General features: G+C 48.1%; 18 protein-coding genes and 1 tRNA gene. 5 read left to right on the top strand and 14 right to left on the bottom strand.

From position 1 onward, the window contains the following. Positions 1 to 434: 434 nt before the first annotated feature. From MUU46_RS06085 to MUU46_RS06105, 5 genes are read right to left on the bottom strand one after another with little or no spacing between them, the layout of a single operon-like run. Positions 435 to 2,768, bottom strand: coding sequence for a primase-helicase zinc-binding domain-containing protein (locus MUU46_RS06085; RefSeq protein ID WP_258965082.1), 2,334 nt, complete (start codon positions 2,766 to 2,768; stop codon positions 435 to 437). Between the two features lie 13 nt (positions 2,769 to 2,781). Further along, on the bottom strand, positions 2,782 to 3,105 hold the full coding sequence (locus MUU46_RS06090) for a DUF5375 family protein (protein WP_258965083.1): 324 nt from the start codon (positions 3,103 to 3,105) through the stop codon (positions 2,782 to 2,784). Beyond that, a complete protein-coding gene (locus tag MUU46_RS06095) occupies positions 3,105 to 3,326 on the bottom strand; it encodes a hypothetical protein (protein WP_001071227.1) in 222 nt (73 codons plus the stop codon). Before MUU46_RS06095 ends, MUU46_RS06090 begins: the two co-directional genes overlap by 1 nt. Further along, a complete protein-coding gene (locus tag MUU46_RS06100) occupies positions 3,323 to 3,880 on the bottom strand; it encodes a host cell division inhibitor Icd-like protein (RefSeq protein WP_258965084.1) in 558 nt (185 codons plus the stop codon). The genes MUU46_RS06095 and MUU46_RS06100 overlap by 4 nt, the downstream gene beginning before the upstream one ends. Then, the gene (locus MUU46_RS06105; RefSeq protein WP_035595081.1) at positions 3,877 to 4,137 is read right to left on the bottom strand and encodes a helix-turn-helix transcriptional regulator; all 261 of its coding nucleotides are present in this window, start codon (positions 4,135 to 4,137) and stop codon (positions 3,877 to 3,879) included. Before MUU46_RS06105 ends, MUU46_RS06100 begins: the two co-directional genes overlap by 4 nt. Before the next feature lie 916 nt (positions 4,138 to 5,053). Between MUU46_RS06105 and MUU46_RS06110 the strand changes: the two genes are divergently transcribed. The 3 genes from MUU46_RS06110 to MUU46_RS06120 are packed head-to-tail and all read left to right on the top strand — an operon-like array spanning position 5,054 to position 6,631. Then, entirely contained in the window at positions 5,054 to 5,803 is a 750-nt protein-coding gene (locus tag MUU46_RS06110; protein ID WP_258965085.1) for a phage polarity suppression protein, read from the top strand. Further along, positions 5,803 to 6,375, top strand: a complete 573-nt coding sequence (locus MUU46_RS06115; RefSeq protein ID WP_258965086.1) for a phage polarity suppression protein — start codon at positions 5,803 to 5,805, stop codon at positions 6,373 to 6,375. Before MUU46_RS06110 ends, MUU46_RS06115 begins: the two co-directional genes overlap by 1 nt. Further along, a complete protein-coding gene (locus MUU46_RS06120) occupies positions 6,356 to 6,631 on the top strand; it encodes an Ogr/Delta-like zinc finger protein (protein ID WP_258965087.1) in 276 nt (91 codons plus the stop codon). Before MUU46_RS06115 ends, MUU46_RS06120 begins: the two co-directional genes overlap by 20 nt. A 310-nt stretch (positions 6,632 to 6,941) precedes the next feature. Here MUU46_RS06120 and MUU46_RS06125 read toward each other — a convergent pair whose 3' ends face one another. The 6 genes from MUU46_RS06125 to proB form a co-directional block, all read right to left on the bottom strand. Further along, positions 6,942 to 8,705 carry a UvrD-helicase domain-containing protein gene (locus MUU46_RS06125; protein ID WP_258965088.1) on the bottom strand — a complete coding sequence of 588 codons (1,764 nt, stop codon included), beginning with the start codon at positions 8,703 to 8,705 and terminating at the stop codon, positions 6,942 to 6,944. Further along, positions 8,706 to 10,847, bottom strand: coding sequence for an ATP-dependent nuclease (locus MUU46_RS06130; protein ID WP_258965089.1), 2,142 nt, complete (start codon positions 10,845 to 10,847; stop codon positions 8,706 to 8,708). 1 nt (position 10,848) lies between these two features. Beyond that, the gene (locus MUU46_RS06135; RefSeq protein WP_258965090.1) at positions 10,849 to 12,021 is read right to left on the bottom strand and encodes a tyrosine-type recombinase/integrase; all 1,173 of its coding nucleotides are present in this window, start codon (positions 12,019 to 12,021) and stop codon (positions 10,849 to 10,851) included. A 163-nt stretch (positions 12,022 to 12,184) separates the two neighbouring features. Continuing rightward, positions 12,185 to 12,260, bottom strand: a tRNA-Thr gene (locus MUU46_RS06140). Positions 12,261 to 12,374: 114 nt separating this feature from the next. Further along, positions 12,375 to 13,628 (bottom strand): glutamate-5-semialdehyde dehydrogenase, encoded by a 1,254-nt coding sequence (proA, locus tag MUU46_RS06145; RefSeq protein WP_159752211.1) that lies wholly within the window; start codon positions 13,626 to 13,628, stop codon positions 12,375 to 12,377. Positions 13,629 to 13,638: 10 nt separating this feature from the next. Further along, the gene (gene proB / locus MUU46_RS06150; RefSeq protein WP_258965091.1) at positions 13,639 to 14,742 is read right to left on the bottom strand and encodes a glutamate 5-kinase; all 1,104 of its coding nucleotides are present in this window, start codon (positions 14,740 to 14,742) and stop codon (positions 13,639 to 13,641) included. Between the two features lie 275 nt (positions 14,743 to 15,017). Here proB and MUU46_RS06155 point away from each other — a divergent pair, with 275 nt between their 5' ends. Continuing rightward, entirely contained in the window at positions 15,018 to 16,115 is a 1,098-nt protein-coding gene (locus tag MUU46_RS06155) for a porin (protein WP_258965092.1), read from the top strand. A gap of 64 nt (positions 16,116 to 16,179) precedes the next feature. Here MUU46_RS06155 and crl read toward each other — a convergent pair whose 3' ends face one another. From crl to gpt, 3 genes are all read right to left on the bottom strand, one after another. Then, a complete protein-coding gene (crl, locus tag MUU46_RS06160; protein WP_110511587.1) occupies positions 16,180 to 16,578 on the bottom strand; it encodes a sigma factor-binding protein Crl in 399 nt (132 codons plus the stop codon). A 57-nt stretch (positions 16,579 to 16,635) separates the two neighbouring features. Further along, entirely contained in the window at positions 16,636 to 17,880 is a 1,245-nt protein-coding gene (gene frsA / locus MUU46_RS06165; RefSeq protein WP_159752205.1) for an esterase FrsA, read from the bottom strand. A 227-nt stretch (positions 17,881 to 18,107) separates the two neighbouring features. Next, on the bottom strand, positions 18,108 to 18,566 hold the full coding sequence (gene gpt / locus MUU46_RS06170) for a xanthine phosphoribosyltransferase (RefSeq protein WP_159752203.1): 459 nt from the start codon (positions 18,564 to 18,566) through the stop codon (positions 18,108 to 18,110). A 257-nt stretch (positions 18,567 to 18,823) separates the two neighbouring features. Between gpt and pepD the strand changes: the two genes are divergently transcribed. Next, entirely contained in the window at positions 18,824 to 20,281 is a 1,458-nt protein-coding gene (gene pepD / locus MUU46_RS06175; RefSeq protein WP_159752201.1) for a cytosol nonspecific dipeptidase, read from the top strand. Positions 20,282 to 20,308: the final 27 nt, after the last annotated feature.

The raw sequence follows: 20,308 nt of genomic DNA on the forward strand, positions 1-20,308 counted from the left end.
TGCCTAATAGAAATACCCCTTCCGATTCCTGACAAAATATCGATAACGCTATTCAGAGATGCATGGCGGCTATTCATCAATGGTGAAAGATAATTTTGCTGAATAAATAGGTATGCGTTAGTGACAAAATGAAATGGTGCGATAATAGGAATAAACAATAGCAACCAACTCATTGTTTTTAATTAGTTTATTCATATCGACAAACAATCCTATACACATGGCTATACACATTGGCGAAGGCGTTCAAAAATCACTCATCTCAACACCCAACAAAATACTTTTTCTTGGGAAAACCATGCACACTGTTCACCACCATATTATTACGTTTAATATCAATAAAATAGAAGTTAACAATATGGTGTAGAGTGAACAGCAAACTCTACATTTATCTGTGGGGCATAAAAAAACCCGGCATTAGCCGGGTCGATGGTTCGTTACGTTGCTATAGGGCCATCGCACTTAGGTAGCCAGTCAGAATTGCTTTCCTCCCTGAGGGCAAGGTTAGTCTGCATTCCTTGATTGGTCCGTCGTTTCTCATACTGCAGCCCATATTCCTTGAGCATTAACGGTAGCCCCTTGCCAAACATGGTCAGACTGAGCGTATTTTTATAACCGTTGGCCTCCATGTAGACCAGATAAGCATGATAAAGGTATGTACGAGGCTGACGTGGGACAATGTTAGCGTTCCCCATAAACATTCCCGTGGTGTCAGGTAAGACTTCAAGGTAGCCGCAAAAATCAAACGCTGAATCAGCATCACGTTTGATGGTGAGCGCTTCATCGGAGTTCTGCTGCGACTGAAGTAATGCCCTGGCGCTCATTGGGTCGCTGAAACGCTGCATAAGCTGGCGAACAATCACTGCCAGCTCGCTGGCAATTTTCTCTTTGAGCTGAGTATCGCGTTCCTCCGGGGCTATCTGGTCGGGGAAATGCAGGATCACTCTTCGGCGTGAAACTCCACCACTACGATCAGTGAAACGCATCGGATTATTGTTCACAGCCAGGATGACCGCCGGAATGTGGGTTGAATAGGCGTTCTGATATTTGGGATCAACTGATACCGCATCGCCGCCAGTGATGGCTTTTAGTCCGGCCCCGTCACCGCTCCACTTCTCCTGATCGGGAAGGCGAATGAGTGAAAAACCTATTAATGCGGCTCGTTCTCGTGGTGATTCAAGCATTTCAATGGTTGCCGAGGTAGCGTTATCCTCACCAGCCAGCATCGTTGCTATTTCAGCCAGAATACTCTTTCCGCTTCCGCCAGGGCCAGTGACCTCCAGAAACAGCTGCCAGTCATAACGGTTAGCCAGCACCATAAACAACGCCGCCAGGATGATGTCCCGCTTTTCAGGTTTGAAGCCTGCGGCACGATCCAGCCAGCGCCAGAACGCCGGGGCATGGGTTTCCAGTGCCTCCCCGTCAACGGGCTGCGTGTAATCCACCTCGCACAGCGTACGTAACCAGTGCTTCTTATCGTGCAGGCTAAACAATCCTGTACGGGTATCGAGCACACCGTTGCGAAACCCGATCAGCTGCCGCGCCGGATTCTGTTGTTGCGGAACAATCAGTTTGAGGGTTTCCACGAGAGAGGCAATTTTTCCGGATGAAAAAGGTGCGCCGAGGCGCTGAAACAGCGCAGCCACATCACGGGCAAAATCGGCGTAAGAGATAACTTTCCAGGCCCCCGCCTCATAGCGTGAAAGGAGCTGCCCGTTCGGGTCTACGGCCAGTGCATTTTTATAGTGGTCCACTACCCTCTGCGCTTTTTCGCTGACGCTCAGCGCGGTAAATTCAGCTTCGCTCATTGTGTCGAAGGGGCTGGCAATAGCTGGTTTTATTACTTCATAAATTGCCTGCCGGGTGGCTTCTTCGCCGTTCTGCGTGAATGCATCGTTCCAGTCTCCAAACACAGGCGGGAGCGCCATTGTGCAATTGCAGGCCCTGGCAGCAGCTACGCCCCTTGTTTGCCCCGCACCGTTGAGATCGCGGTCAGCAGCAATAATTATCTGGTGCGTTGGGTACTGACTGCAGGCAATGCTCGCCAGGGAAAGGAAATTGACGGACGAAAAGGCCACCATGACAGCATCGCCAGTCAGATGGTTGATAGTGAGTGCGGTGGCATATCCTTCCGCTATCCAGAGCCGTTTGGCTGTTTTGACAGCACCTTCAACCAGGTAAAAGGCATTCTTAACCTGACCGCCTTTAAGGAAGCATTTGCCCCCATCAGCGTTGATTAACTGCAGATTTACCAGCTCCCCATCTGCATACAGTGGAACGATAAGATCTCCCATACGGAATGTCACACCACCGACTTTATGCACGGCGGTTAATTCCCGGCAAGGCAGTGCAGAAAGCCCTTTACCCGTCAGATAGGTATTGCCAGTGGTCTGACGGGTTTTCTCAAACAAACGGGCTGCCAGCACGGCAGCAGCTTGTCTCCTGGCCTCTTTTTCAAGAGAATCAGATTCAAGCATTTCCTGAGATACGGGTGGCAGATTTCCGGTAATGCCGTTTATTCTGTCTGCCGCTTCACTAATGCCTACATCCAGTACTTTACTTACAAGCGCCAGGCCATCACCTGCCCCGCACTGGTTACAGAACCACGTTCCCCGCCCTTCCTGGTCATCAAATCGAAAGCGGTCTTTCCCGGTACAGACCGGACAGGGCTGGTGTCGATTTTTCAGTACGTTTACGCCCAGTGCGGGTAAAATTCTTGACCAGTGACCGCGAGCTGCTTTCTCAGCCTGGCTAACTTTCATTCCTGACATTGTGCGGCCCTCCTTAATGCAGCGCTGATTTATTGAGGTGACGGGAACAAAGTTCATCCATTACCGTCATTCCGAGCAGTGAGAGAACCGGACAGGCTTTAAGCGGCCCCGACTCCATCAGATCCGAAAGCAACGCGCAGGCAATTTCCAGTCCTCTTTGCTGCCCGTGCTGGCGCAGATAGAACCCTTCCAGCTCGCGGGCGATGGCATCTTCAAGTTCAGTGAGCGTCAGGCCGGAATAACGTTCCTGCTGACCGCTGATAGTCAGCCAGGCACATGCTACGGCACGGCGATACAGAGCGGCACGAAGTGCCAGATGAGATTCACAGGATTGCATCAGGCCACCTCCGCATTCATCAGGTCGTCATGGCAGCGTTGCACCACTCCATCCAGTTGCTCTGTCATCAGATAGATGAGGGAAACCAGTTGTTCGCATTGCGCTCCTGCTGGCTTTTCATAACAGTCCTGCAGGGCTGCCATGCCAGTGACATACTCACCCACATTGCGTAAATGTTTCAGCCTCACAACGTCGTCGTAGGAGATCTCAAACTGGTTCATAGCGTCACCTCCCTGGCAGGCAGGCGTGCAGAAAGGGAGAGCACATAATCACGGACCAGCGAAAGGCGCGCGGAACGCTCATCGCAGGCCACAGTGCGAAGCATACAGATGCGGGGTTGAGTGTCAGCCCGGCGGATTGCGGCAAACACAAAGACATATTGCGGGTATGACGGGGTGAGGATTGTAGCCATGATGGCAGCCTCCATTGAGTAGCGGTTATTGCTACCACCGGAAACGCCAATTTCACTGGTGGCAGCCCGAACGGGGTTGGCGTAACCGGCCTCAATGGATACCGGCCAGCCCGAAGGCTGCCCCGCCCGGACTGCCATTATCTCGATAGAACCACGGTGTACGTATAAACACCACAGTCCGGAAAATGGATGTGCCTGAGCTACGACGAAAAAAAAGACGCCTGGCGCGTCTGGTGTCGCCATTGAGTTTCGCGGAACGCCAATTCCGGCTGCCGATTTTGCGACAGCGGAAAAACTATACCTGGAAATGACGGCAGTAAGCAAGCCAGAAAAAAGGTATTTAATGTATTCAGGTATCATCATGCATCACATCCCCGCCCGCGTGCGCTGATACGGTCCGCCATCCATGCGCTAACCTCAGACTGCGCCCAGGCGACATTTTTACCGCCAAGCGGGATCTGCTTCGGAAACGCATCGCGGCTGATCAGGTCGTAAATGGTCGAACGAGACAACCCACACAAGTGCATCACCTCGGGCAGACGTAAAAAACGCTCATGCTGGTTCGATACAGGAAACAATGGCGCAGCAGGAGCTGGCGCAGACACAGAAATATTATGCATTTATCTACCCTCTTTAATTTCCAAAGCAGTCCGGATAAATTCATCCGGATTCAGGTAGTTCCTTATTATGTGTATATGACTCGTTTGCGCACGCATTATTTATTTAGCGTCACATATTGATTTCATGGAAGTGAAAACCCTATCAAACCATATAAAACAGCATAATAAATATCATGCCTGCGAACTATAAATACAGGAGCATTAATAGGAACTACCATTCATCCCGGGTTTACTACCCCGTGGGTCATTGCACCTGATAGTGCAGGCCCCATCGCCCATACAGCAAGGCTGTACAACTTCTACACGAGGCCTTGCATTGCAACCCCAATTTCCGGACATATTTATGAATCGCACCCAACGTATAAACATTGAGCCTGCATAAAAACCTTGATATTAAATAACCTCACCTTAAATATTAAAATATATCCGAATGAATCCATAAAGAACCGGGCAGCTCTAGTTTTATAAAAATCAGTGTGAAATGCAACACCATGGTCAGAGGCGAAAATGTTGTTTCCCGGCAAAAATATGCAGTGTATTCCAGCGCCTGTCGAATACTGCTGAATAAAGGTGAATAGCGGTGATGAGCAAAAATCAAATACCCAAGAGGAATAAAATATCCATCCATTATGAAAAAATACCATAAATAATTTTATTCCCACGTGAACAGCTATGAACAGTCGATGAATACTGTCCCACCAACCCTTCACCATTTAACTTACTGAATTATCTATTTTTTTAACTAAGTGAATAGTAGTGAACAGTTAAAGTAAGTCTGAAACAGCCTCAGTTAAATGAGGCCTTTCCTGGCTAGCCAAAAGAGGTCTTTGTCTTGTCGCTCGCACAATGGCATTCAATGGCAGCTTTGTATGCATGACAGCACAATTGACACCACGACAAACCACCAGGTGCTGACATGACTATCCCAGAACAGAGCAATAACCCGATCGCTGATATTTCTATCCCTGCTTCGACGCAACAGGCGCTTGAAAAAGTGAATGTCGCTAAATCAGCCTGGATGGAAGCCCGTCGCAAGCAAGGTGATGCTGCAGCGATGCTCACAACAATCCGTAAACGCCGTGTAGAAACGGAATCGGAGACAAAGGCACAAAATGAGGAATGGCGGCAGATGTTCCATGAAAACCAGGGACAGGTAACGCCGAAGATGAAAAAACTTCGGGCAGAGATTGCTCTGGGCCGGGAAACGCTCGACGAGTTTGATGATCTGCTTGCAGCCCATGCCGGAGATAATGAATTTCTGCCCTGGAAAACGGCGGAATTGGCCCGTGGTTACATTCAGGCGCATGACGATCTTATCGAGACCCATGTTAACCGGTTATGGGATGATTTCATGAGACAACATGGTAAGAATCTCATTCAACTCCTGAGCCTACTCAAAGTAACAATGGGACGGAGCGCCAGCGCTTATGTTGGCGTTGTCCATGAGGTGAATGACCCTGAAACGTTATTACGGAATTTCGTTTTCTCAAAAATTACCGACCCAGCGCTGAAACAGGATGAATCATTCCAGAATGATCCTTTCCTCAAAACGATTGGTGTACGTGCTAACAATATTGCCTATCAGGACATTAAGAACGCCCCAAGCCCGGCAGCGCAAATTCGTATTCAGAAACAGCGTGAAAAAGCGAAGAAGGAACAAATCTGATGAATACAGCTATTTCCCCTCAGGAAGCGCTGCAGCACTATCGAGATGCTTCTCAGAATTGGTTATCCCTTCGCAATGAACAAAGCACAGCCCAACTACGGCTGCAGGCATTGTTGCTGTCTGCAGATAAACCCCTCAATTACGCCTGGCAGGTTGAAACTCTCAGAGAAAAGCTCGAAGTGCTTAAATGGCAGATCAGTTGTGCGGCAAGCGATAGCCTCTATGCGCAAAGAAGTGTTGTGGATGCCTGTGTTGATAATGCCTTGAGTGACTTTATGGCAAATTCGGGCAAGGCGCTGACCTCAGCACTGGCACCTTATCTGAACGGCCCCTTTGGCCTTGATGTTGCTGCCCGTGTGCTGCGTTCTGCACTGGCGCACCATGCAGAACTCAATGCTCCAGAACTGCTTGAGTCCTGCCGCGATATCCTGGATGAATCAGGTTTGTCGCCTGATACCTCAATGCGCATGGATGCATCCAGGAGATTCACTCCGGCGAAGCATAAAACTTTTCAGGACAGACTCAAGCGCCTGAAACTCATGGAGGAAGCCTATGGCTTTACAGTGTCCTGAGTGCGGCGCAATCTCACATGCTCGTTCCAGCTTTTATGAGGCCCCATCCATAAAGCGGACCTACTATCAGTGCAAAAACCTCGAGTGCTCATGCACATTCACCGCTCTTGAGAGCGTGGACACGATTATTGCCCGGCCTAATAAGGTTGAGACCAAGGATGAAACCGCAAGCGAGCCATCAGAGAAGTCAGCTCACACACTCGGAAAATATGGCGCGGCCTCCAGGCTATCTAACCGCCAACAAATTCCTGTCTGACGACCCAAGCTATCCGAGAACCGGCTTGTATGCCGGTTTTTTTATACCAACTTTCTGACTTTCCCATTGATGTTGAGAGTGCATGTCTATGCTGCATGAAAACGCATGAGATCAATGCGCTGTTTTTGCTCCGTAAGGCGCTCAAACAGGCTCGTCTAGCCTCTCAGATAGTGCATGAAAAGTGATATGAAAAGTGAAGAGCGGGCAGGCGGGCGGGTGCTCGCGTAGAGAGCCAAAATTGCAAATGCCAGAAAATCTACTTTTCCAGCGCCTAACAATTAATGCCCCCACCAATTAACTAAATACTTTATTATGAAGCTGTGTAGTCATAATTAACACTACCAAGAACCTTGTTAACAGAATAAAACCCCCTGCTATATCTCCTATCACCCTCGGATATTAGATGTAATTTCTTCCTAGCCCTTGAACTCAAAACATAAAGTAATCTTTTTGAGTGATCATTTCCCTCACCAAATTTATTCATAACGCCATCCAATAATCCAAATGCTATAACACAATCAAACTCCAATCCTTTTGCAGAGTGAATAGTCGTTACGGTGACTCCTTTTTTCCTTTCAAACATCCTTTTATAATGTTCTACTGAGGTAAGCACTGCAAGATTTAGAGATATTAATTTTTCCTTTCTTTTTTCAGCTGAAGAAAAAAAGGCATCATAAGAATTAGCAAATTCATTTGAACTTAACACATCAAAGTCAAAATAAAGACAGGCCTTTTCAAAGAAAGCACTCAAATACTCCACCCCACCAACCTCATTAACTTTGACAGCATTACAATGTTTTAAAAATAATTTTGGAGAGCATGATTTCAAATTAATGAAAAAACCTGCATCAATCAATTGCTCAAATATTTCTCCGGCAGTTGAAATTCGATGTCTGTAGTTATACGGAGAAGGGCTAATGAGAGCTATCTTTGCAAATTTATACCATAAACTTTCTCTATTATGAGATATTGGCGTTATACCAGGACCGTTAAATGCAACATCTGGCATTATTGCCATCAATCTTCGGGTAATTTCTGAAAGATGATACCACCAAGGTGCAATTACACAAATCTCATTAACTGAGATACCTTCCTCAATAGCTCCAGCAATAAATTTAGAAATATTTGAATCTAGGTCTTCCATCAGACATGAATTATCGAAAGTAATTGATGACTTATAGTTCCTGAACTCTCCACATGCTTCAAACGCCTCTCCGGCCACCGTTCTAAAATTAGTGAAATAGTCCACTATTTGCTGACTAGAGCGATAATTATCTTTTAACTGCAATAAATCAAATTTAACTCCAGTGCGTGAAGAAAACAAATCAAAATCTAAAGCAACGCCTCCCATTGAATTAAATATCGCCTGATTAGGATCTCCTACAAAAAACAACCTACAGCTATTCTTTTTTACCTTCAGTAGAGAAAACAATAATTCATACTGCAATACCTGGGTATCCTGATACTCATCTACCATTACAACTTCGAAAATATTAGAAAGATTTTTTGCAACGAAATGGTTATTGCTGACAACTTTATAAGAAAGATATACTATTTGTTCAAAATCGACAAAGCCACTATCCTTTAAACATTCATAATATTTTTCAACAACTTCTTTCCCATGCTTATCTTTTTCTCTCAATCCGTATTCACACCAGCCAAAATCCGTTTTGAAATAGTCTCTACTGTATTTAGAACATAACTGTAATTTAAGGTCTTCCGAATCGTGAGGATCAATTATTTTAAATCCATATCTGGTTTCATCACATAAAGCAGAGTAAGGTTTAATAATCCATTTAAGACAAAAAGAATGCAATGTTCCTATCCATAAATTATCAATAGAAACACCCAATTCCATTATTCTTTTTTTTATCTCATCAGCAGCGCTATTAGTATATGTTAAAGCAATTATAAAACGGTTCACTTTGCTTTTAGATAATTCATAAGCAATTTTATAGGATAAAGTCCGAGTTTTCCCACTTCCAGGACAAGCCATTACCACTGCATTCCCCTCATGCAATACAGACTTTATCTGCTCATCACTAAGAAAACCTTTCAAAGTTAGCTCGTTCATCTATATCATCCTTACTAAAGCATCATCAACACCAAACACCTTAGAAATAAGATCACGAATCTCTTGTCTCTGCAAAAGTTCTGTTCCATTTAACTTATCTAAAATCTCGTCTATCCCAGGAGCAATGTCTTTAGCTTCATCCGCCCCAAGCTTACTTCTTTTATACTTCAAGACCGAGATGAGGATTACTCTATTGAACTTACCGATAGAGAAAGAAAGTGCATCTAAAATGTATGGAGGAATTACGACATTATGATCTATTTTATCAGCCAGCATCAATGCCAACCAGCCTTTGCCCATATATTTTGCCACAGACAAAACACGATCGCCGCAAATTTCAATTGAAGGGGAACTCAAATCTTTATTAACTGTCAATATTTTGTTTTCATTAGAGTAAACTTCGCTCACCACTGATTTAAGATACTTCTCGTTCTGGAAAAAATTTATAAATTCGACTTCGAAAGTTTGTTCAGCAAAGAATGCTTTCACATAATCATTGCCTTTACAAAAATCATCCAATATTTTTTTCCTTTCCTTCCCTAACTTTTCAGAACGTTCTGCCTTTCGTTTTTTAGCATGTAAAATCTTCCCATCAGTTTTTTTAATTGAACTGTAAATTGATTTATCTAAATCGGTGATGATCGCACAACGTTTTCTCAGCCTAGATTCATGAAAAATGCTAGCAATATTTTTAAAACCAGTGCTACCAACATTCACAATCGTTACACCTAACTCATCAAGAGAGATTCCAAAATGCTTAAAAAACATCGCTGGAATCATAATTTCTTCAGCATCACCTTCGACTAGTACAACTTTTTTAGCAAAAAGTAAATTCCCACGCTTTGCATCTAGATACCGTTCTAATTTAGAAATCTCCTGTGGAGTAAGACCCGTGCTAGGTTGGCATACATCAACATCATTTGCTTTTTCTTTTTTTGATATAATGTTAACCCTGCTGATTTTAGATGACTCAGATATTTGGGTGGAGTGTGTTGAGTAAATAATTTGTGTATTATCAAAGTTTAAATTTTTGAACAATGCCTTTTGTATATGAGTATGTAAATGGGCTTCGGGCTCTTCAATTAATATGAAATTAGCCACCTTACCTTTATTGATGAGATATTTATACTTTAATATTTTCAATGTCAGAAATAATAGATTAGCCCCTCCCAAACTCATGTCACTGATGCTACCATCAAAATACTCGCTACCTTCACTCACACTAAGGGTTAGTGATTTTAAAAGCTCTTTGGGCTCTTCCGGTAGCTTAGATTTAATTATGAGTTTTGTTGGTGAGAATGCTTCACCAACTGTCGATTTAATAGTTGAGTGAATTCCTTCCGATACCTGAATAACATCGGGCAATAATTCTATTTCGCTGTTTAGAGAGATCACATCATCAATAATTTTCTCGTAGTCCTCGTCATTTAAATTTTCGCTTTTTAATTCAAGTAACTCAAGCAACGGATTACGTTTACTGCCACTAAAGTCTGAAACAACATCTCTGAGCGCTTTAATGAATGTGAAAGAGACATCTTTGGACAATGAAATCTGCCTTCCAAGATTCCACCCTACATCTTTCACATCAAGCTTATTTGGAAAAATACACTTGTCGAAATCACCTACAATCTTCTTATATATTTCCTTATCATAAAAATCAGCATAACTACGGCCTGTAAAAATAACTTCATAGTCAGAAACTTTAATTTCAGACCTCACTCTCTCCAATTCGACAAAATCACCATGAGGAATTTCAGCCAACTCTGAACGCTTAGAAATGTTGGGTCTAAAAATAAGATTATATGTTGCACTTTGAATATACTCTCCTTCATCATTCATTACGTCACCACTTTCATGAATGAAAAGTGATTGTACAGACTCATCATGTGAAATATCAGAGAACTTCAAACTTATAATTATCCAGTGCCCTTTCCAATCGCCTAACTCGTGACTAAAATCATTTTCATCTAATTTATATGCCCTAAAGAGCATTTCATCATCCAGCATTAATCTTATAGCTCTAAAAAGATTACTTTTCCCTGTACCATTCTCCCCAATTACTGTATTAATTGCCTTTGTAAAAAAGAACTTGCTTCGTTTGAAATTTCTATAATTTATTAATGTAAGTTCAGATATATGCATTCTAAATTCCTTTAGAAATATATGATGAATAAAACTCTAGCATTTCCCGTCGCTTATCGATGTACTGAGCATGATTGTAAGTTCCACGTATTGAATTTTTATCAACATGTGCCAGTTGAATTTCAATCCAAGCCGAAACGTATCCTTTTTCATGCAAGATCGTAGAAAATGTATGTCTAAACCCATGCCCCGTGAGTCTGCCACCGTAGCCCAGACGTTTAATAACCTGATTTATGCTAGCTTCGCTCATTGGTTTGTTCGGATCGTTCCGTCCAGGAAAAACATAACGATAGTTCCCTGTCATGATCTTGAGTTCAATGAGTAAATCTACCGCTTGAGTCGATAAGGGCACAAGATGTGGCCTACGCATTTTCATCCTTTCAGCAGGAATTTCCCAAATAGCGTTATCCAGATCAAATTCTGACCATAATGCTGCACGTAGTTCGATGGTTCGAACACCAGTGATCATCAGTAACTTCGTAGCAATCTGGACAAGCCGACTCCCTGTGTAACTGTCTAGAGCACGCAGAAAATCAGGTATCTCATCAGCTTTGAGGAACGGGAAATGATTGGATTGGTGCACCTCGAGGGCACTGGAGAGATCTGCCGCAGGGTTATACTCTGCCCTACCCGTAGCTATTGCGTAGCGGAATACTTCGGAGCAACGCTGCCGCACTTTGCGCATTTTCTCTAACGCACCACGTTTCTCAATTTTACGCAGCACGTTAAGCAGCTCTAACGGTTTAATCTCTCCTACTGGTCTTGCACCCACATAAGGAAAAATGTCGTTCTTAAACGCCTCCATGATGTCTGATGCATATCCTGCTGACCATTTGGTCGACTTCAGCTGATGCCACTCTCTGGCAATCTTTTCGAAAGCGTTCTCAGACTCGGTTTGTAGAGCCAGCTTTTGCTCTTTTCGAACCTCACTAGGGTTCTTTCCTTCTGCCACAAGTTTTCGAGCTTCATCACGACGGGAACGAGCATCGGCAAGGGTGATCGTTGGGTAAACGCCAAGCGAGATCATCTTGGGTTTACCGGCATAGCGATAGCGGAACCGCCAGCTCTTGCTTCCATTAGGTTCTATAAGCAATGACAAGCCTTGCCCATCCCCAAGCGTATAGGGTTTATCTTCAGGCTTAGCGCGGCGAATCTGCATATCATTTAAAGGCATGTGTATAGGAATCCAAGACCGAACAGGAACATATACACAATCCTATACACATTCCGTATCGGATTCTACTGGATGGTTACGGACAGCGACGGACTAAAAAGAAATAAAACCGTTATAAATCATGGTATTTATGGATGAATACGGACGTTTGGGGAAGTTGAGATGGTGCCGATAATAGGAGTCGAACCTACGACCTTCGCATTACGAATGCGCTGCTCTACCAACTGAGCTATATCGGCACGGAGTACTGCAAAACACAGGGGATGTGCTTCGGGGCAAAAGGTTAAAACTCTGCGGGTGATGCGTCAAGGCCTTGCGAATCAAATGCCTATTTTTGCATCACCCGAGTTCAATTATGCACGGATAGTGTCGTCGCCGAAGCCAATCCACTTGTAGGTAGTCAGTGCCTCGAGGCCCATCGGGCCGCGCGCGTGCAGTTTCTGCGTACTGACGGCCACTTCTGCGCCGAGACCAAACTGAGCGCCGTCGGTGAAGCGCGTTGAGGCGTTCACATACACCGCCGAGGAATCGACTTCGTTGATGAAGCGGTCCGCGTTGCGCAGAGTACGAGTCAGAATCGCATCGGAGTGTTGCGTTCCGTGCAGCCGAATATGTGCAATGGCATCGTCCAGGTCATCGACCAGTTTCACGTTCAAATCCAGCGACAGATATTCATCGTCATACTGCTGAACCTGCACCGGAACTACGCTCGCCGGGCCTTTTTGCAACGTTGTCAGCGCGTCAGCATCTGCATGAAGCGTCACGCCGCTCTCCGCCATCTGTTGGCTTAAAGCAGGTAAGAAGCTGTCGGCAATGGTGCGATTCACCAGCAGCGTTTCCACGGTATTACAGGTGCTCGGGCGCTGGGTTTTGGCGTTGACGATAATTCTCAGTGCCGGGTCAAATTCTGCAGAATCATCCACGTAGATATGGCACACGCCAATCCCTCCGGTGATGACCGGAATCGTCGACTGCTCGCGGCACAGCTTGTGCAGACCCGCGCCGCCGCGTGGAATAAGCATGTCGATGTATTTGTCCATGCGCAGCATTTCATTGACCAGCGCGCGATCCGGGCTTTCAAGCGCTTGCACCGCACCCGCAGGTATTCCGCACTCTTCCAGCGCCTGCTGGATAACTTTCACCGTTGCGGCATTGGTGCGCCAGGTTTCTTTCCCGCCGCGCAGGATAGCGGCGTTACCGGTTTTCAGGCACAGCGTGGCCACATCGACCGTAACGTTCGGACGGGCTTCATAAATCACGCCCACCACGCCCAACGGCACGCGGCGACGTTCGATGCGCAGGCCGCTGTCGAGCAGCCCGCCGTCAATCACCTGCCCGACCGGGTCGGCGAGTTTGCACACCTGACGCACATCATCGGCAATGCTTTTCAGGCGAGCGGGATTCAGCGCCAGACGGTCAAGCAGCGCGTCGCTCAGACCATTGGTGCGCGCTTCTTCAAGATCCTGCGCGTTGGCGCTGAGGATGCTATCGGTTTGCGCTTCCAGATAATCAGCAATCTTTTCCAGAACCTGATTTTTCTCACGTCCGGACAGCTGCGCCAGTTTGTACGAGGCTGCTTTGGCCGCTATGCCCATTTGTTCCAGCATTGAAAGCTCCTTAACGGGTAATCATGTCGTCGCGATGCACGGCAACCGGACCGTACTCGTAGCCAAGAATGGCATCGATTTGCTGCGAGTGATGTCCGGCAATCCGACGCAGCGCGTCGCTGTTGTAGCGGGTAACGCCGTGAGCGATGTCGCGACCGTCGAGAGTACGAATACGGATCACTTCACCACGGGAGAAGTTACCTGTCACGCTTTTAATTCCTTTTGGAAGCAATGAACTTCCTCTTTCCAGAATTGCACAAACAGCGCCTTCATCCACGGTGATTTCCCCGGCTGGCGGTGCACCAAAGATCCAACGTTTGCGGGTTTCGAGCGGTGAGGTCTGGGCGTGGAAGCGTGTGCCGACAGCGACCCCTTCCATTACATCGCCAATCACGCCCGGGCGGCTGCCTGCGGCGATAATGGTGTCAATTCCGGCGCGGCAGGCGACGTCAGCCGCCTGCAATTTGGTGCCCATTCCGCCAGTGCCGAGGCCAGATACGCTGTCACCGGCAATCGAGCGCAGCGCGTCGTCAATGCCGTGAACGTCCTGAATCAGTTCGGCCTGCGGATTGGTGCGCGGATCGGCGGTGAATAGCCCTTGCTGGTCGGTCAACAGCAGCAGTTTGTCGGCTCCGGCAAGGATTGCCGCCAGCGCAGACAGGTTGTCGTTGTCGCCCACTTTAATTTCAGCGGTAGCGACGGCGTCATTCTCGTTGATTACCGGCACGATGTGGTTATCGAGCAGCGCACGCAGTGTGTCACGGGCGTTGAGGAAACGCTCTCTGTCTTCCATGTCTGCACGGGTCAATAACATTTGGCCGACGTGAATTCCGTAAATCGAGAAAAGCTGCTCCCAGAGCTGAATCAGGCGGCTTTGGCCGACCGCAGCCAGCAGCTGTTTAGAGGCGATTGTGGCAGGCAGTTCCGGGTAGCCGAGGTGTTCACGCCCGGCGGCAATCGCCCCTGACGTTACAATCACAATCCGATGTCCTGCGGCATGTAGCTGCGCGCACTGGCGCACTAGTTCCACGATATGGCCGCGATTAAGGCGGCGCGATCCCCCGGTTAAAACACTGGTACCCAGTTTGATGACCAGGGTCTGACTGTCACTCATGATTCTCTGCCATTCAATGTGTACGAAAAGGACGTTGTAACAGGACTCAGGCCGCTTGCCAACTCCCTGAGCCGCTTGCGGGGCACTTTGTTGTGCGGGATCAGCAAGCGTAGCGGCAGATAATGGCACTTTTATGACAGAAACACCCAAACACAATTATTTAAAACTATTCTTACTTTGTCATAAAAGTTTCATTTCCCCGCGTTACAACCCTTCCTGTTTTTTAAATCGGGAAATTTCCCAAATTTAAGCGCGTATATTTATCAGGGTTAAAAATGAAAAAGACCACATTAGCATTGATGGTACTGAGCGTAATGTCTTCCACAGCAGCACAGGCCGCAGAAATTTATAATAAAGACGGTAATAAACTTGATCTTTATGGTCGAGTTAAAGCTGAACATTATATGAGTGACAACGACGCAGTAGACGGCGACCAGTCTTATATTCGTTTGGGTTTTAAAGGTCAGACTCAAATTAACGAGCAACTGACTGGCTTTGGCCAGTGGGAATATCAGGTCGCGGCGAACAAAGTCGAAGGCGATCCGGCAACCACCAAAACGCGTCTGGCCTTTGCGGGTCTGAAAGCCGGTGATATCGGTTCTTTCGACTACGGTCGTAACTACGGCGTCCTGTACAACGTCGCGGCGTATACGGATATGATCCCAGAGTTCGGTGATGACTCCTTCGTCAAAACTGATAACTTCATGACCGGCCGTGCGAATGGCCTGGCGACCTACCGCAACAACAACTTCTTCGGTCTGGTTGATGGCCTGAAACTGGCACTACAGTACCAGGGTAAGAACGAGAACGATGGCCGCGCTGCCAGCAAAGCCAACGGTGACGGCTTCGGCACGTCCCTGAGCTATGACTTCGGTGATTCCGGTTTCACCCTCGGTGCCGCCTACTCTAACTCCAACCGTACGCTGACTCAGCAGGACAGCACCTTCGGTAAAGGTACCGACGCTGAAGCCTGGACCACCGGCTTTAAATACGATGCCAACAGTGTGTACCTGGCGGCCATTTATGCCGAAACCCGCAATATGACCCCAATCTCCGGCACCGCTTCCATTGGCGGCGTGGATACGAAAGTCAGCGGCTTCGCGAATAAAAACCAGGCATTAGAACTCGTCGCACAATATCAGTTCGATTTCGGTCTGCGCCCATCCATTGGTTATGTCCAGTCTAAAGGTAAGGATATTGAAGGCGTAGGCGATGCAGATCTGGTGAAATATATCGACGTGGCAGCCACCTATTACTTCAACAAAAACATGTCGGCTTTTGTTGATTATAAAATCAACCAGCTGAGCGATGATAATAAACTCGCGCTGAATAACGACGATGTGGTTGCACTGGGTCTGGTGTACCAGTTCTAATCTCCCCAAATTAAAAGGCCCCTCCAACGTTGAGGGGCCTTTTTTATTTTTTCTGCGAAATGACTTATGCCGATAATCTCACCGGCTGTTCGACATCTTCCGCAGGCTCGAGCGCCAGGTCGAACGTTTTTAGCAAGTCGCGAGCTCGGGCGTGGAAATCACGCAGAGTCTGCTCCAGCCTGTCGGTAACTTCAGTGTCTTTGATGGCCGTTGCCTGCCAGTTGCCGTGTTTATCGAACAGGCCAAACTGATAGCTGTAAGTGAAACGCTTTTCCTGCGCTTCCATTTCCAGCCACCAGCCCCAAAACTCACGGACTTCCGGCGCCGGTTTGACATTGACGCATACGGCCAGGCAATCGAAAAAGAAGCGATTATCCTCACACTGCTCTGCCCGAATGTACGGGCCAAGGGCGGTGAATTTCTTGATCAGTTTACTCTTCGGGTGTCCACTCGGTAACGTCATTGCTGTCTCCTTTAGTGATGCAACTGTTTTACCAAATCAATAGAATTTAGCAAACTATTAACCAAGTCTATGATTGATCCAGGTGGCAATTTCTTTCAACGCTTTGTCAAAATTGCGATAAACCGGTTTAAACGGGATCTGCATCAACTTGCCATCAGCAGATGACGAGGTGATTAAACGCGACTCTTCTTCCGGGCTGAACGGGTCGTTTTGCCAGAAGCCCGACAGCATCGGCGTTGGGCATCGACGGCCAAGTAACCCCTGCGTTTTTAGTGAGTAACGATTGAGTTCTACGCGCAGCGCATCGTCGGAGGCATCGTGCATACCCAACCGCGAGGCCAGGACATCGAGATACATTTCCGGAACGTTTTCCTGGCGCTGCGGGTCACTGAGCAGGTGGTGGACCACGGGTCCAAGACAGGCCACCGCTTTCAGGCGCGGTGATTCCAGATACGCCAGGCGCACCGCCACGTTAGCCCCGAAGCGGAAACCAAACGCCGCTACGCGGGTGTGATCGACCCAAGGAATATTCGGCAGCGATTTCAGAACCTGCTGGTGCAGGAAGCTGGAATCCTGGGTCAGCTTCCATTTGGACGAGAAGCCTATCGACGGCATGTCCAGCGTCAGCATTGCAATCCCCAGCGGGGCTAAGTATTTTTCAAACAGGCTGTAGTTGTCGCTTTGTAGCGCATCCAGCCCGCCGCACATCAGCACCGTCGGGAACGGGCCTTCGCCAGGGGGCATGTGCAGGAAGCCCTTTACCGGGGAGCCGCCGGGTATTTTAAACTCCAGCTCACGCAGAGAGCCCGGCAAACGCTGAGCGGCTTCTTCATAGGCCCGATTCGCCAGCGCCTGCGCCTGTTCAGCGAGGTCATCGCCTTTCAGATGCGGATAAGCGGCGATGCTGTAGAGATTAGAGGCGTGCAGCCAATGGCGGCCGCTCAGCGCGTCATCCGACTCCTGACACGCTTTCTGCTGCCAGAGCATCGCTTGCTTCGACCATTCGTAAATCCAGTTGCCTCCGCGATAGCCGACCACGGTGTCATACAGGTCGTCATCGGTACGCTCTGAAGGACTCATCACGATGCGCGCCTGCACGTCGAGAATTTCCTGCGGCGAGACGCCACGCCAGATCCACATCAGGCGGTTCACCATCCGGTACCAGTGAGGAACGTTTTTTCCGTCCAGCGCGGATTGCACCGCAGAATCGGCGCCATGATGGAAGCGACGCACCAGCGTCGAGGTTTCAGGGTGCTTGAAACGCGGTTTAAAGAGGACTTCGCTGAGATTGGCTTCTGGCATCGCATAGACTCCATGAATACGACATGACGTCTATTGTACCTCGCCGGGCGCTAAAAAGAACAATGCCCGGTAAACCGGGCATTGAAAAGAACAGTAAATCAGATATCCGAGAATTTCAGTTCACAGGAAGGCAGCAAGATTATGAATCCCCCAAGAGCTTACTCAAGTAAGTGCCTGGGGTGAATAATCACAGGCAACGCCCCTGTGGGCTGAAAGGCGAAGGATATTTAGCGGCTTGAAATAGGTGGGATAAACGCCACACCCATATCCCAAGGCTGTTCAATCCAGGTATCCTGCGGAATATCGATCACGTAATCATCAACCAGCGGCTGACCAGCCGGCTTGGCGAAGATAGTGACGAAATGCGCTTTCGGGTACATTTCACGGATAGCCACTGCAGTGCCGCCGGTGTCGACCAGATCGTCAATCACGATAAAGCCTTCGCCATCGCCTTCCGCACGTTTGAGGACTTTCAGCTCGCGCTGGTTGTCGTGGTCGTAGCTGGAAATGCAGACGGTGTCCACATGACGAATACCCAGTTCACGGGCCAGCAGAGCGCCTGGTACCAGGCCTCCACGGCTAACGGCAATAATGCCTTTCCACTGTTCGGAGGGCATCAGGCGCGCGGCCAATTTGCGTGCATGGATCTGCAACATGTCCCAGGTAACGATGTATTTTTCGCTCATGTGATTGTATCCCAGCCTATAAAGCGGCTTAAAAAATGTTCGGGGTGATTCCAGGTTGCGCGAGATTATAGAGATCTGACGCACTAAAAACCAGTGTTTAACGGCCTCGCCGGGAGTTTTTACGCGCTACGTACTACCAGAGAAGGCAGAAAGTGGTATTCTCAACGGCATCTCGCAAGTCAGGTCACATGCCTGTTTGTCATTGCTAACCCATTACCTGTAAGCCACTTTTGCAGGAAGCCGTAAGGAGACTTACCGTGTCTGAACTGTCTCAATTATCACCGCAGCCACTGTGGGATATTTTTGCCAAAATCTGCTCCATTCCGCACCCTTCTTATCACGAAGAACAGCTTGCTGAACACATCATGGGCTGGGCGAAGGAAAAAGGTCTGCACGCAGAACGGGATCAGGTAGGTAATATCCTGATTCGTAAACCTGCCACCGCGGGCATGGAAAACCGTAAAGCGGTTGTGATGCAGGCGCACCTCGATATGGTGCCGCAGAAAAACAACGACACCGTGCATGACTTCACCAAAGATCCGATTCAGCCGTACATCGACGGTGAGTGGATTAAAGCGCGCGGCACCACCCTGGGTGCGGATAACGGCATCGGTATGGCGTCTGCATTGGCCGTTCTGGCTGACGACAGCGTCGAACATGGCCCGCTGGAAGTGCTGCTGACCATGACTGAAGAAGCTGGCATGGATGGCGCCTTTGGCCTTCAAGCTAACTGGCTGCAGGCGGATATCCTGATCAACACCGACTCCGAAGAAGAAGGTGAGATCTACATGGGTTGCGCGGGCGGTATCGATTTTATTACTACCCTGCCGCTGACTCGCGAAGCGATCCCTGCTGGCTTCCAGAGCTTCAAGCTGACGCTGAAAGGCCTGAAAGGCGGCCACTCCGGCGGCGATATCCACCTGGGTCTCGGCAACGCCAACAAACTGCTGGCGCGCTTCCTGGCAGGCCATGCGGCTGAGCTGGATCTGCGTCTGGTTGATTTCAACGGCGGCACCCTGCGTAATGCTATCCCGCGTGAAGCCTTCGCAACCGTAGCCGTTCCGGCTGACAAAGCGCAGACCCTGAAAGCGCTGGCCGATGAGTTCATGGCGATTCTGAAAAACGAACTGGCTGCAAAAGAGAAGAACCTGACCGTGGTTCTGGAAGCGGTCACCGCAGACAAAAACGCCCTGAGCGAAAAATCCCGCGATAGCTTCATTCAGTTGCTGAATGCGACCCCGAACGGCGTTATCCGTAACTCCGACGTGGCGAAAGGCGTGGTTGAAACTTCCTTGAACGTGGGCGTCGTCTCCATGCACGACGACAATGTGGAAATCATCTGCCTGATTCGTTCCCTGATTGACAGCGGCAAAGACTACGTGGTCAGCATGCTGGAGTCTCTGGGTAAAATGGCCGGCGCACAGACTGCACCGAAAGGCGGCTACCCTGGCTGGCAGCCGGATGCAAACTCTCCGGTTATGCACCTGGTGCGTGAAACCTATCAGCGTCTGTTCGACAAAACACCGAACATCCAGGTTATCCACGCGGGTCTGGAATGTGGTCTGTTCAAAAAACCGTACCCGACCATGGACATGGTTTCTATTGGGCCAACGATCACCGGGCCACACTCCCCGGATGAGCAGGTTCACATTGAAAGCGTGGGCCAGTACTGGACCCTGCTGACTGAACTACTGAAAGCGATTCCAGCGAAGTAAGTCGTGGTAAACAAGAAGCTTCCTTTG

Source organism: Scandinavium tedordense (assembly GCF_024764965.1).
Taxonomy (GTDB): Bacteria; Pseudomonadota; Gammaproteobacteria; order Enterobacterales; family Enterobacteriaceae; genus Scandinavium; species Scandinavium tedordense.

What these genes read in the sequence shown, in the direction of transcription:
- MUU46_RS06085 (WP_258965082.1), bottom strand. Translation starts at nt 2,768, where the DNA reads ATGTCAGGAATGAAAGTTAGCCAGGCTGAGAAAGCAGCTCGCGGTCAC.
- MUU46_RS06090 (WP_258965083.1), bottom strand. Translation starts at nt 3,105, where the DNA reads ATGCAATCCTGTGAATCTCATCTGGCACTTCGTGCCGCTCTGTATCGC.
- MUU46_RS06095 (WP_001071227.1), bottom strand. Translation starts at nt 3,326, where the DNA reads ATGAACCAGTTTGAGATCTCCTACGACGACGTTGTGAGGCTGAAACAT.
- MUU46_RS06100 (WP_258965084.1), bottom strand. Translation starts at nt 3,880, where the DNA reads ATGATGATACCTGAATACATTAAATACCTTTTTTCTGGCTTGCTTACT.
- MUU46_RS06105 (WP_035595081.1), bottom strand. Translation starts at nt 4,137, where the DNA reads ATGCATAATATTTCTGTGTCTGCGCCAGCTCCTGCTGCGCCATTGTTT.
- MUU46_RS06110 (WP_258965085.1), top strand. Translation starts at nt 5,054, where the DNA reads ATGACTATCCCAGAACAGAGCAATAACCCGATCGCTGATATTTCTATC.
- MUU46_RS06115 (WP_258965086.1), top strand. Translation starts at nt 5,803, where the DNA reads ATGAATACAGCTATTTCCCCTCAGGAAGCGCTGCAGCACTATCGAGAT.
- MUU46_RS06120 (WP_258965087.1), top strand. Translation starts at nt 6,356, where the DNA reads ATGGCTTTACAGTGTCCTGAGTGCGGCGCAATCTCACATGCTCGTTCC.
- MUU46_RS06125 (WP_258965088.1), bottom strand. Translation starts at nt 8,705, where the DNA reads ATGAACGAGCTAACTTTGAAAGGTTTTCTTAGTGATGAGCAGATAAAG.
- MUU46_RS06130 (WP_258965089.1), bottom strand. Translation starts at nt 10,847, where the DNA reads ATGCATATATCTGAACTTACATTAATAAATTATAGAAATTTCAAACGA.
- MUU46_RS06135 (WP_258965090.1), bottom strand. Translation starts at nt 12,021, where the DNA reads ATGCCTTTAAATGATATGCAGATTCGCCGCGCTAAGCCTGAAGATAAA.
- proA (WP_159752211.1), bottom strand. Translation starts at nt 13,628, where the DNA reads ATGCTGGAACAAATGGGCATAGCGGCCAAAGCAGCCTCGTACAAACTG.
- proB (WP_258965091.1), bottom strand. Translation starts at nt 14,742, where the DNA reads ATGAGTGACAGTCAGACCCTGGTCATCAAACTGGGTACCAGTGTTTTA.
- MUU46_RS06155 (WP_258965092.1), top strand. Translation starts at nt 15,018, where the DNA reads ATGAAAAAGACCACATTAGCATTGATGGTACTGAGCGTAATGTCTTCC.
- crl (WP_110511587.1), bottom strand. Translation starts at nt 16,578, where the DNA reads ATGACGTTACCGAGTGGACACCCGAAGAGTAAACTGATCAAGAAATTC.
- frsA (WP_159752205.1), bottom strand. Translation starts at nt 17,880, where the DNA reads ATGCCAGAAGCCAATCTCAGCGAAGTCCTCTTTAAACCGCGTTTCAAG.
- gpt (WP_159752203.1), bottom strand. Translation starts at nt 18,566, where the DNA reads ATGAGCGAAAAATACATCGTTACCTGGGACATGTTGCAGATCCATGCA.